Origin of the sequence: Lactococcus sp. NH2-7C (assembly GCF_029953655.1) — a bacterium.
Taxonomy (GTDB): domain Bacteria; phylum Bacillota; class Bacilli; order Lactobacillales; family Streptococcaceae; genus Lactococcus; species Lactococcus lactis.
In genome coordinates this window covers 1,564,378-1,577,053 of sequence record NZ_CP124538.1, presented here as the reverse complement: position 1 = coordinate 1,577,053, position 12,676 = coordinate 1,564,378, and the positions used below count along the sequence as shown (strand labels likewise).

11 protein-coding genes and 2 tRNA genes are annotated in these 12,676 nt (G+C 36.2%); 5 read left to right on the top strand and 8 right to left on the bottom strand.

Annotated elements, in window-relative coordinates:
* Positions 1-17: 17 nt before the first annotated feature.
* Positions 18-1,211 (bottom strand): argininosuccinate synthase, encoded by a 1,194-nt coding sequence (locus tag QJV49_RS07975; protein ID WP_031287878.1) that lies wholly within the window; start codon positions 1,209-1,211, stop codon positions 18-20.
* 159 nt (positions 1,212-1,370) lie between these two features.
* On the opposite strand from QJV49_RS07975, the gene QJV49_RS07970 reads away from it, so the two are divergent.
* A tRNA-Ser gene (locus tag QJV49_RS07970) sits at positions 1,371-1,457 on the top strand.
* Positions 1,458-1,655: 198 nt separating this feature from the next.
* On the opposite strand, the gene QJV49_RS07965 is transcribed toward QJV49_RS07970, so the two are convergent.
* Together QJV49_RS07965 and QJV49_RS07960 are read right to left on the bottom strand one after the other, a co-directional pair.
* A complete protein-coding gene (locus QJV49_RS07965; protein ID WP_225512398.1) occupies positions 1,656-2,819 on the bottom strand; it encodes an MFS transporter in 1,164 nt (387 codons plus the stop codon).
* A 121-nt stretch (positions 2,820-2,940) separates the two neighbouring features.
* The gene (locus tag QJV49_RS07960) at positions 2,941-3,261 is read right to left on the bottom strand and encodes a SugE family quaternary ammonium compound efflux SMR transporter (RefSeq protein WP_021723289.1); all 321 of its coding nucleotides are present in this window, start codon (positions 3,259-3,261) and stop codon (positions 2,941-2,943) included.
* A 241-nt stretch (positions 3,262-3,502) separates the two neighbouring features.
* Here QJV49_RS07960 and QJV49_RS07955 point away from each other — a divergent pair, with 241 nt between their 5' ends.
* The 3 genes from QJV49_RS07955 (at position 3,503) to QJV49_RS07945 (ending at position 5,327) form a co-directional block, all read left to right on the top strand.
* Entirely contained in the window at positions 3,503-4,438 is a 936-nt protein-coding gene (locus tag QJV49_RS07955; protein ID WP_225512399.1) for an alpha/beta hydrolase, read from the top strand.
* An 84-nt stretch (positions 4,439-4,522) separates the two neighbouring features.
* Positions 4,523-4,608: transfer RNA gene (locus QJV49_RS07950), tRNA-Leu, on the top strand.
* Positions 4,609-5,027: 419 nt separating this feature from the next.
* Complete coding sequence (locus QJV49_RS07945; protein ID WP_010905131.1) at positions 5,028-5,327, top strand: YbaB/EbfC family nucleoid-associated protein; 300 nt, start codon at positions 5,028-5,030, stop codon at positions 5,325-5,327.
* A 40-nt stretch (positions 5,328-5,367) separates the two neighbouring features.
* Here QJV49_RS07945 and QJV49_RS07940 read toward each other — a convergent pair whose 3' ends face one another.
* The 5 genes from QJV49_RS07940 to secA form a co-directional block, all read right to left on the bottom strand.
* A complete protein-coding gene (locus QJV49_RS07940; protein WP_225512400.1) occupies positions 5,368-5,676 on the bottom strand; it encodes a hypothetical protein in 309 nt (102 codons plus the stop codon).
* Between the two features lie 164 nt (positions 5,677-5,840).
* Positions 5,841-7,568 (bottom strand): phosphoenolpyruvate--protein phosphotransferase, encoded by a 1,728-nt coding sequence (gene ptsP, locus QJV49_RS07935; RefSeq protein ID WP_010905129.1) that lies wholly within the window; start codon positions 7,566-7,568, stop codon positions 5,841-5,843.
* A 2-nt stretch (positions 7,569-7,570) separates the two neighbouring features.
* Positions 7,571-7,837 (bottom strand): phosphocarrier protein HPr, encoded by a 267-nt coding sequence (locus QJV49_RS07930; RefSeq protein ID WP_003132292.1) that lies wholly within the window; start codon positions 7,835-7,837, stop codon positions 7,571-7,573.
* 250 nt (positions 7,838-8,087) lie between these two features.
* Entirely contained in the window at positions 8,088-9,125 is a 1,038-nt protein-coding gene (locus tag QJV49_RS07925; RefSeq protein WP_225512401.1) for a 3-deoxy-7-phosphoheptulonate synthase, read from the bottom strand.
* 129 nt (positions 9,126-9,254) lie between these two features.
* Positions 9,255-11,852 (bottom strand): preprotein translocase subunit SecA, encoded by a 2,598-nt coding sequence (gene secA, locus QJV49_RS07920; protein ID WP_153242030.1) that lies wholly within the window; start codon positions 11,850-11,852, stop codon positions 9,255-9,257.
* 173 nt (positions 11,853-12,025) lie between these two features.
* Between secA and QJV49_RS07915 the strand changes: the two genes are divergently transcribed.
* Positions 12,026-12,670 carry an NAD(P)H-dependent oxidoreductase gene (locus QJV49_RS07915; RefSeq protein WP_225512402.1) on the top strand — a complete coding sequence of 215 codons (645 nt, stop codon included), beginning with the start codon at positions 12,026-12,028 and terminating at the stop codon, positions 12,668-12,670.
* Positions 12,671-12,676: the final 6 nt, after the last annotated feature.

The window sequence follows — 12,676 nt, the reverse complement described above, 5'->3', positions numbered from 1 at the left end:
AAATTTTCCTATAGCTATTATTTGAGATTTACTTGAGCATTGACTTGCGTTGGTAGTCCCCATAATTTAATAAATCCAACTGCCGCTGCTTGGTCAAACTCATCTGCAGCAGTATAGGTTGCTAATTTTTCGCTGTAAAGCGAATTAGTTGATTTACGTCCCACTGGTGTAGCTAAACCTTTATATAATTTAATTTTTACAATCCCATTAACTACTTTTTGAGTTTCGTCAAGATAAGCAATCAGAGCCTTAGTAGCAGGATTGAACCACAAACCATTATAAATCAAGTTTGCTAATTCATTTTCAAGAACTGGTTTAAAATGTGCAAGTTCTCGAACGAAAGTTAAGTCTTCCAAATCCTTATGGGCTTTTAACAAAGTAATCGCAGCAGGACATTCATAAAATTCACGTGATTTAATCCCAACCAACCGATTTTCAATATGGTCAATCCGACCAATTCCATGTTTTCCTGCAATAATATTCACTTCTTTGATGATTTCATGCAATTCTAAGCTTTTTCCGTTTAAGGCGATTGGTAATCCTTCTTTAAACTCAACCTCAATAAATTCAGCTTCGTTTGGAGCATCCTCCACAGAATTAGTCATAAAGAAAGCATCCTCTGGACAAGTATTCCAAGGATTTTCAAGAACACCAGCTTCAATCGCACGCCCCCATAAATTCATGTCAATTGAGTAAGGATTATCTAAATCAGCAGGAATAGGAACACCATTTTGATTGGCGTATTCGATTTCTTCTTCACGAGCCCAATGCCACTCACGAACTGGAGCAATAACTTCAAGCTCAGGCGCAAGAGAATGGATGGCTACTTCAAAACGCACTTGGTCATTTCCTTTTCCTGTACAACCATGAGCAATAGCAGTCGCCCCTTTTTCTTTAGCTACTTCTACTAATTTTTGAGCAATCAAAGGACGACTCAAAGCGGATACTAAAGGATATTTATTTTCATACATTAAATTTCCTTTGAGTGCTGCTCCAACAAATATTTTAGCGAATTCTTCCTTGCAGTCCAAAACAACAGATTCCACCGCCCCTACTTGAAGCGCCTTATCATGAATAAAATTCAAGTCTTTTCCTTCACCAACATCCATGCAGGCAGCAATGACGTCAAATCCTTTATCAGTCAACCATTTAACAGCAACACTTGTATCCAATCCACCTGAATATGCCAAGACAATTTTTTTGTTTCCCATCATTTTTCTTCTTTCAAATTAATATAAATGCAATTGTACAGCATATTTATTCATTTGTCAACATTTTTGTATAAATATGCGTTTTATTTTCATTTTAGTAATTTCATATTATTTCAAGAAGAGAATCAACTGTGATATAATTAATTTAGATAAAGGAGTGGAGCCATGGCAGAGTGGTAATGCAGCGGACTCGAAATCCGTCGAACCGTGTAAAGCGGCGCAGGGGTTCAAATCCCCTTGACTCCTTATACAAATGGATCTTTCTATCCTATTTGAGAAAAATTATAGAAAATCCAATGACCAATTTGCTTACTCCTTTTCCTCCTGACTGTATAAGATTACATCAGGAGGTTTTTTTATTCAGGAAAACAACTCTATTAATGAAAAAACTACTATCCTTTACAAGATAGTAGTTATAAATATAATAAGATTGAAAGTTTTTATTTAGATTTTACTGAAATTTTTTCTGTTTAAGAATAGTGATAAAAATCCGGTTCCCAGTAGAATAATCGCAGAGATATAATATGGAAATAAATGGTTAAGGTCAAACATATAACCAGCAGCCATTGGCCCTAAAATATTTCCAAAACTTGTAAAGGCTGAGTTTAACCCATTGATTGCCCCTTGGCGATTGCCCGCATGCTTTGAAAGATAGGTTGTTACAGCCGGTCTAAATAAATCAAAGGCCAGAAAAACAACAAATGTAGAAAGAGCAACGACTAAATTTGATTTTGTAAAGGCAATAATAGCAATGAAGATTGCACTGGCAAAGAAAGTTAATTGAATCAATCCAAGCTCACCAATTTTATTAACAATTGCGTCAAATAAGAAAAGTTGGAAAAAGAGGGCCAAAATTCCACTCACTGTAATAACCAAAGCAATTTCACTCATACTAAAACCAAAGTTAATGCTTGCCATGATACTATAAATTGACTCAAAGGCCTGTAAACCAAATGATGAAATCAAAATAATAATAAAGAGTGAACCAAATAATGGATTTTTGAGAATATCGAGAAATGAAACTTTTTCGATTTCTTGATGACTTTCAATTGTCCGCTCTGGTTCTTTTAAAATTGTAATTGTTAAAAGGAAACCAAGGAAAGCTAAGATTGCTGCAACATAAAAAGGAACACGTATTCCAAAATGGGCAATAAAACCACCCACTCCAGGACCAATAATAAAGCCTCCACTGATTGCTGCTGAAACAAGTCCCATTGCTTTAGGACGTTCAGCAATTGTGGTCATATCAGCCACATAAGCAGTAACTGAAGGCATGAGCATCGCTGCTGCGACACCCCCTAGCGCTCGTGAAATATAAAAACCTGTTTTTGCTTGCGCTAAACCAAATAAAAGTTCAGAAAAAGAAAAAATAATCATTCCAATGGCAATGAGTTTTTTGCGCCCAATTTTATCAGATAAAGCACCAGCGACTGGTGAAGCAACCAATTGAGCAATTGCAAAAATAGAAATCATCATTCCCATTGTTGTTCCTGAAAAGTGCATTTGTTCTTTAAGGGTTGGCAAAACAGGAATGACTAAACCTGCACCCAAAAATACTAAAAAGAGATTAGAAATTGCTAAATTCATCATGCTTTTTTTGTTTTTCATTTTTTCCTCCTCATTAAAAATAGCAAATAGATTATTCTATTGCTATTTCTTTTATTTTTTACCAATTCTCTTATTATATCATGAAATCTATATACTAAAAAATTAAAAGACTGTATCATCTTTAGTGACCGCTTGTTACTTTTATTCCAATAATACCCACGACTAAACAGGCAATGAAAAGCCAAGTTAATGGTGGGACTTTATCTTTGAATAGAATAAGTCCGATTAAGATTGAGCCAACGGCTCCAATCCCCGTCCAAATTGGATAAGCAATCCCTAAAGGTAATTTTTTTAGAGCTAGCGCAAGAAAACCAAAGCTAGCAATCATTCCGATGATTGTCAGTAGTGTAAACTTCAAATTTGAAAAGCCGTGGCTCAACTTCATTGTTGTTGCCCAAGCCACTTCAAATGTTCCCGCTATAAGTAAATAAATCCAAGTCATTTTTGCCTCCTCAGCTAAAAAAAGAACGACCATCTACATTTCTTCTCAGACCTACTGAAATGCAAACAATCGTTCATACGATTTAACTCCCGGTGGAGTATTTATTCTATTTTCTTCATTCTATCACACTTTTATTAAAAAAGCTAAATAAACTTTTTAGAGCTGAATGATTAAACCTATTATTAAAACCGAGAATCTTTTAATTTTGGTTTTACATTGAATTTCATGTATAATAAAATTCATGAAAAAATTTAGAAAAAAACAAATTCGGCGTGTGATAATTGGCCTTTTTGCTCTTCTTTTAGTTATTAATTTGGGAGCAACATTATATTTTTATCAAATTGCCTGTGTTCGAAATAATCAACAGATTGGGCAGGTCAAAAGTAGCAGTCCTAATTATTCTTTGGTACAGAAATTCGATAAATTATCAAAAAGTACTGTGTCAATTACAAATGATAATTTGAAACTTGATGCATGGTATGTTCCAGCTGAGTACAAAACTAATAATACAGTAATCGTGGTACATGGTTTTCGCCAGGATAAGTCGGCTATGCGCCAGTATGGTCAACTTTTTCATGAATTAGGTTATAATGTGCTCATGCCAGATAATCGTGGGGCCGGTCAGTCAGAAGGCAAATTCATCACTTTTGGTTATCATGACAAATTTGATGTCATTGCTTGGGCTAACTATTTAACTGACAAGAATCCTGAGAGCCAAATCAGTCTTTACGGACTTTCCATGGGAGCTTCCACGGTAATGATGGCTTCTAGCGAAAAATCTTTGCCTTCGTCAGTAAAAAATATTATTGAAGATTGTGGATATACCAACGCTTGGGATGAAATTACTTATCAAGCAAAAGAAAGTTATAATATTCCACCTTTCCCACTCGTTTATAGTGTTTCTCTTGAAAGCAAATTGCGACAAGGCTGGTTTTTCCAAGAGGCTAGTGCTACAAAAGCACTGACAAAAGATAAACTTCCTATTCTATTGATTCATGGAAGTAATGATTCTTACGTTCCTACTTCGATGGTTTATGAAAATTATAAAGCTGTTAAAAAAGGAACACCAAAAGAATTATTAGTTATCAAAGGGGCTGCTCATGCCAAATCATTTGAAACAAATCCTGAACTTTACCGCCAAACAATTTCAAAATTTATGAAAGCTTATAATCCATAATTTACTATGAATCTTGTCAGTAAATTACGAGTTAATTCTTGACAGAGAACAATGAAAATGGTATTATATTTAGGTACTGTTTTCGCGGTGGTGGCGGAATTGGCAGACGCGCAGGATTAAGGATCCTGTCGGGAATTTTCTTGGTGCGGGTTCAAGTCCCGCCCACCGCACTAATAAAACTCAGCTAAGGCTGAGTTTTTTTGTCTCAATTTTTACTGACAGAAATAAAAAGTGACTTTACAGATGTATAGACTCATTTTTTGTTTATTTTTTAGTTTGATAATTTGAAAATCCATGAGTTTTTCCTCCCTACAAACATTTTCAGACGTGATTCTTCTGTAAAACAATTGACTATTGGAGAATTGGGGATATCCACCCAATCTTTCAAAAGCTCACTCATTATTTCAGCAAAATTTTTGGCTAATTCGATGGACTTTTAGCACTTTAAAATAGTCACGCTCTTTTTGATTCTTATTAAGTTCCATTTGCTCCTCCTTCATTTTCCTATTTTTTTATTATCTTTTTTTATGGTAAAATAGAGAAGTGTTGAAAGGCTTTCAACAAAATTTCTAAAAGAGGTAATATTTCCATGATGAATATGCAATCAATGATGAAACAAGCACAAAAACTTCAAAAGCAAATGCAAGTTTCACAAGAAGAAATTGCCAATACAACTTTTGTTGGTAAATCTGCCCAAGACCTTGTAACCGTTGAATTTTCAGGTGACCGCACTTTGAAATCTCTTGACATCAAACCTGATGTGATTGACCCTGAAGATCCTGAAACTTTACAAGATATGGTCACTGACGCTGTTAACGATGCGCTAAGCCAAATCGAAAAAGTTACTGAACAAAAACTTGGAAAATTCACTAAAGGATTGCCATTTTAAGCATGTATGAGTTACTGACAGATTTTTGTCAGTAACTTTTTTACTGTCCAAAAGGCAATGTTAGCAACCAAAAAGTTGTCACTAAAAGTAAAATAAAATTCAATATCAGAATAATATATTTTTGTTTAGTCCAGTAAATAGAATTTGAGGTCATCACCCGTTGAATTAGATTCGGCAAGGCCATCAAAATTGGTAGGGCAATAATATTAAAAACTGAACCGCTAGTTTGCTTACTCGTCAAAATAAGCCAGAAATTAATATTAATTTGGCTAGGTGAAATCAATACCAAAATGAGACTGTAACCTACTTCTCCAATTAACCAGTAATCAAAAAAATTTAACTTTGTCATTTACCCTCCACTTATCATTATTTTACATTTTAACATTAAAATAACACAAAAAAACTTATCCACGTGGATAAGTTTTTCTGTCAGTAAATTTGTTGTTGATAAATAGATTACAAAAAATCCTGTCAGAACTGACAGGATTCCTTTTTTCAAATCAATTGAAAAGATTATTTAGTGTATTCTTCAACGAGAGCAATAACTTCTTCCATTGTTGCACATTCGCTCAAAGCTTTGCTAGACAATTCTTCCATTTTCTTAGAATCCAAACGTTTCATAAGTGAACGAGTTTGGAGTACTGATGTTGCTGACATAGAGAATTCGTCAAGCCCCATACCCATAAGCAATGGTACAGCAGTTTGGTCGCCAGCCATTTCACCACACATACCAGCCCATTTACCTTCAGCGTGAGCTGCTTTGATTACATTATTAATCAAACGAAGGATTGATGGATTGTAAGGTTGGTAAAGGTAAGAAACTTGCTCATTCATACGGTCTGCAGCCATTGTATATTGGATGAGGTCGTTTGTACCAATTGAGAAGAAATCAACTTCCTTAGCAAATTGGTCTGCAAGCATTGCTGCTGCTGGAATTTCAATCATGATACCTACTTCGATACCATCTGCAACTGGAACACCTTCAGCAATCAATTTTGCTTTTTCTTCGTCATAAATCTTCTTAGCTGCACGGAACTCAGTTACGAGAGCAACCATCGGGAACATGATACGAAGTTGTCCGTGTACAGAAGCACGCAAGAGTGCACGCAATTGTGTACGGAACATTCCGTCACCAGCTGTTGAAAGGCTGATACGAAGTGCACGCCATCCGAGGAATGGGTTCATTTCTTTAGGAAGGTCAAAATAAGGCAATGTTTTGTCACCACCGATGTCCATTGTACGGACAACAACTGGTTTACCGTTCATTCCTTCAAGTACAGCTTTATATGCTTCGTATTGGTCATCTTCTGTAGGGAAATCTTGTGCATCCATGTACAAGAATTCAGTACGATAAAGACCAATTGCTTCAGCACCGTTATCGTTAACGCCTTCAACGTCTTTAGGTGTTCCGATATTGGCAGCAAGTTCATAATGACGTCCGTCAGCTGTAACAGTTTCAGCGTCTTTAAGAGCAGCCCATTCTGCTTTTTGAGCAGCATAAGCTTCACCAGCTTTATGGAATTCGCTTTGTTGTTCAGTAGATGGATCAAGAATTACTTCACCAGTCAATCCTGAAACAGCCAAAAGTTGGCCTTCAGAAACAAGTTCAGTAATATTATTTGTTCCAAGAACAGCAGGAATTTCCAAAGTACGAGCCATAATTGCAGAGTGAGAAGTACGTCCACCAATGTTAGTAACAAAGGCTTTAACGAATTTCTTGTCCAATTGAGCTGTATCAGATGGTGTCAAGTCTTCTGCTACGATGATTACTTCTTCATCGATAAGCGCTGGACTTGGCAATTTAACACCAAGAAGGTGAGCCAAAACACGTTTTGTAACGTCTTTAATGTCAGCTGCACGTTCTTGCATATAAGCATTATCAGTCATTCCTTCAAAGATACCGATAAACATATCAGTTACTTCTTTGAGGGCTGATTCAGCGTTAACTTTTTTGTCGTTGATTACTGCTTTAATTTGAGCAGTCATATCTGGGTCAGCGAGGACCATCATATGAGCGTCAAATACAGATGCTGCTTCTTCACCAAGGGTTGTTACTGCTTTGTCCTTAATAAGTTGAAGCTCGCTTTGAGATGTAGCAAGTGCTGCATCAAGGCGAGCTTCTTCATTAGCTGTATCAGCAATTGTCTTTGTTTCGAAAGACAAATCTGGTTGGACAAGCAAGTATGCCTTAGCTACTGCTACACCTGATGATGCGGCGATACCTTTAAGCATAGTTGTCATGATTATTCTGCGAGTCCTTCTTTAGTCATTGTTTCAGCGATTGTTGAGATTGCATCGTCAGCATCTGCACCTTCAGCTGAAATAGTAACGTCAGCGCCTTGACCAACACCGAGTGACATAACACCCATGATTGATTTAAGGTTTACTGATTTACCTTTGTATTCCAAAGTGATTTCTGATGTGAATTTTGAAGCTGTTTGCACAAGCAATGTAGCTGGACGTGCATGGATACCAGTTTCTGCAACGATGTGGAATTCTTTAGATGCCATTTTTATGGTTCTCCTTAGATGTTTTTTCATTTTTATTGACGATATCTAAAATATCTATCACTCTTGAAATTGTACCACAAAACGAAAGGGTTTGCAATATCTGCTGTTAATTTTTCATTATTTTTTTCATGGCTGCTTTTGAATGGTTGCTAGACTTTGATTTCTTTTATCATCAAATAAGTATTTTTTATATTATTTTCTTGAAGAAAACGAGCTGAAAAAAAGCTGTCAGTTCTGACAGCTTTTATTTTTAGTTATTTTTCTTTTCAGCTTCGTAAATTTCTTGAACAAGTGCTTCTGTTTTATCCCAACCTAAACATGGGTCAGTAATTGATTTACCAAATACTTCTGGTTTATCTTGGCGACCATCTTCTAGGTAAGATTCAATCATGAAGCCACGAACATTTTGGCGAATTTTATCATCCCAGTCACGATTAACTAAGGTTTGACGAACAATACGGATTTGTTCCATAAATTTCTTACCAGAGTTATCATGGTTTGTATCAATGACAATAAAAGGATTTTTCAAGCCCATTTTTTCATAAATTTCAATTGTATCAAGTAAGTTATCAGTGTAGTAGTTTGGATGGTATTTTCCATTTTCATCTTGTCCACCACGCAAAATCGCATGTGCTAAAGGATTTCCTGATGTTTGAACTTCTGCACGACCAAAGAGGAAATCTTGTGCTTGTTGAGCAGCGTAAATTCCATTAAACATCACTTTCAAATTTCCTGATGTTGGATTTTTCAAGCCAGTTGGTACATCAATCCCAGAAGCAACAAAACGGTGTTGTTGATTTTCAACAGAACGTGCACCAATTGCATGGTAGCTGACCAAATCATCTACCATTGGAAGATTTTCTGGGTAAAGCATTTCATCTGCAGTTGTCAAACCAGTTTCAGTGATGACCTTGTAATGTAAGTCACGAACCATTTTGATTCCATTGATTAAATCGGTATGACCATCAGCATCTGGTTCGTGAATCAATCCTTTATAGCCATCTCCATTTGTACGAGGCTTTGCAGTATAGACACGCATGACCATAAAAATTTTATCTTTAACTGCTTCTTGAAGTTTAGCTAAACGGCGAGCATATTCTAAAACGGCTTCTTCATTGTCTGACGAACATGGCCCAATAATCAAAAGTAAACGGTCATCTTCACCTTTTATAATCGCTTCAAGTTCTTTATCTCGTTGCAATTTTTTTTCTTGTTGCTCACTATTAAGATGTCCCAACATCTTAATTGCATCAATATTTATCTTAGGACTTATTTCTTTAAAACTCATTCCAATTCCTCGTATTTCGCTTTATTATTTTATCTATTGTATCAAAAATTTATTTAATTCTATACTTATTTGCGTCCATTAGTGATAAAAAAATTTACTGACAGAGCTGTCAGTAAATTAATTGGCCTTTTAGGCAATATGTGTACGTCCGTGACAATTTTTAAACTTCTTACCAGACCCACAAGGACAAAGGTCGTTACGACCAACATTTTCAAATGAAATTTCTTCACTGACAGAATGTTCAGTATCAACATTTGTAATATTTTCTTGTGAAGCTGTGGTTGTCATTCTTGGCGCTTCCTGACGGATTGCCGTTTGTGGCTGGATTTGAGCTTTCATCATCAAGCGAGTCACTTCAAATTCAATCGCACCAATCATATTATTGTACATTTTATATGATTCTTCTTGATATTCAACAATAGGATTATTTTGGGCATAGCCACGAAGTCCTACTGATTGACGCATTTGGTCAAGCGCATCAATGTGTTCTGACCAGTTATTATCAACAACTCGTAAGATAACTGCACGTTGGAATTCCAACTGACGTTCTGGGTCAGATAATTTTTCCATTTGCGAAGCATAACGAGCTTTGACTTTATCAAAAATTAAATCTTTCATTGCTTGTACTGACAAACCTGTCAGTTCAGATAATTCAATGCCATCTTCTGGCAACATTGTGTTGTGCAATGTTTGCAAGAGATTTTTGACATTTTCTTCATCTTTAAGACTTCCTGCAAGTTCATGACCATCCACTTGACGATCAATTGTTCGCTTGAACATGCCCATCAAAACAGGAGTCATATCTTCTGTAGCCAAGATAACTTCCTGACGTTGTGCATAAATAACTTCACGTTGCTCGCGGATTACATCATCATATTGCAAGACTTGTTTACGAGAATCGTAGTTATTACCTTCGACACGTTTTTGTGAACTTTCAATCTGACGAGTAATCAACCCAGATTTGATGACAGCATCTTCACCAGAAATACGCATTCTATCTAGGAAAGCTGAAACACGTTCCGAACCAAAACGTTTCATTAATTCATCTTCAAGAGAAAGATAGAATTGTGAAACCCCTGGGTCACCTTGACGTCCAGAACGACCACGTAATTGATTATCAATACGGCGAGATTCATGACGTTCAGTACCAATAACAGCAAGACCTCGGAACTCAGGGTCTGCATGGTCAATTACACCAGGTCCAAGCTTGATATCAGTCCCACGACCGGCCATGTTGGTCGCAATCGTTACTGCTCCTTGTTGACCCGCATTCATGATGATTTGCGCTTCACGGAAGTGATTTTTTGCGTTCAAAACTTCATGAGGAATTTTTGCTTCAACCAATTTCTTAGAAATCAATTCGGAAGTTTCAACAGCAACAGTACCAATCAATATTGGTTGACCTTCAGCATGACGACGTTTAATGTCATCAATAACTGCTTTAAATTTAGCTTCCAAAGTTGGGTAAAGTAAATCTGGATGGTCTAAACGTTGAACAGGACGGTTGGTTGGAATTGGTGTGATTTGAATGTTATAAATCTCACGGAATTCTTCTTCTTCTGTTTTAGCAGTACCTGTCATCCCTGAAAGTTTTTTATACATCCGGAAGTAGTTTTGAATCGTAATTGAAGCCATTGTTTTTGATTCATCTTGAATTGGCACAGCTTCTTTAGCTTCAATTGCTTGGTGAAGACCATCAGAATAACGACGTCCAGGCATCGTACGCCCAGTAAATTGGTCAATAATCAAAACTTCTTGGTTTTCATCAACCATATAGTCGATGTCGTGGAGCATGATAAAGTTGGCACGTAAAGCATTATCTACAAAATGAGTTAATGCAACATTTTCCATATCATAAAGATTTTCGATTTGGAAGAATTTTTCAGCCTTATCAATTCCTTCTTCAGTTAAGGAAATTGTTTTTGATTGTAAATCAATCTTGTAATCGTCGCCTTCTTCATATTCAGAAGTAGCAACATTCAAGTTTTGACCTTTTAATGTCTTAGTGAATTGGTCAGCACGATAGTAAAGTGCTGATGAACTTTCAGCTTGTCCAGAAATAATCAAAGGTGTTCTGGCTTCATCGACCAAAATTGAGTCAACTTCATCGACAAGAGCATAGTTCAATGGCTTTTGAACCATATCTTCGGCACGTGTCACCATGTTATCACGAAGATAATCAAAGCCAAGCTCAGCTGATGTTGAATAAGTGATGTCACAGTTGTAAGCTTCACGTTTTTCTTCTGGTGATTTTGAATTCAAGTTCAATCCAACAGTCAATCCGAGCCAGCTGTAAAGTTCACCCATTTCAGTCATATCACGAGTTGCCAAGTATTCATTGACAGTAACAACGTGAACGCCTTTACCTGACAGTGCGTTAAGATAAACCGGCATTGTCGCAGTTAAAGTTTTACCTTCACCGGTACGCATTTCGGGAACGTCACCGTTATGTAAGACAATCCCTCCCATAATTTGAACATGGAAAGGGTACAAACCAAGCACACGGCGGGCTGCTTCACGACAGACAGCAAATGCTTCATAGAGAAGATCATCAAGACTTTCTCCTTTTGCAATACGTTCTTTTAATTCGGGAGTTTTGGCTTTCAATTGCTCATCAGTCAAATGTTCCATTTCATCAGCGAAACTTTCAACTTGAAGCGCCATTTTATTGAGCTTTTTGAGCTCTTTTTTGTCATTTTCGACAAGTTTTCTAATAATATTCGGCATAATTTCTCTTTCACAAAATAAGTGGATATTACCATTAATTGTAACACTTTTACATAGCTTTTACAAACTGGAATACCACAAATAATTCGAATTTAATTCGTTTTCATGTTGACAAGCAACAAAATTAAGATTATAATGTTGCTTGTCAACAAAAAAGAAAGAAGAAGAATAAAATGACAACTTTACTTATAATTTTAGCCCACCCACATACTGACGACTTTAGCTGGTCTCTTGCTACAGTAGAAAAATTCAAAAAATCTTATCAGGAGTCTCATCCTTTAGATAAACTAATCATCCGTGATTTATTTTCAGAAAAGGTCCCAGCTCTTGATAATGAAACTTTTGCTGCTTGGAAACGTAATAAATATGCTCCTGATACACTGAGTGTTAATGATAAAAATTTACTACATCGACACGAAGAATATTTAGAAGAATTTCTATCAGCTGACAAATATGTTTTCGTCAACCCTATGTACAACGGCTTTATCACTGCTGAATTGAAGCAATATATTGATGTTATTGCTGTGCCTAGAAAACTTTTCCGTTATACTGAAAATGGTCCGATTGGCTTACTTGAAGGAAAAAAATCGCTTCACATTCAATCAGCAGGAGGATTTTATCATAATGAACAAGACCCAACACATATGGCTAACGATTTAGGTGCTGCTTATATTGACCAAATAATGAAAATGGTAGGAATTACTGACGAGAATCGTCAACAACTTTTCGTTGAAGGATATGCTCGCTACCCAGAATATGCGGATGAACTAAAAGAAAAAGCATTTACCAGTGCAGAAAAATTTGGGAAAGACTTCTAATTTCCT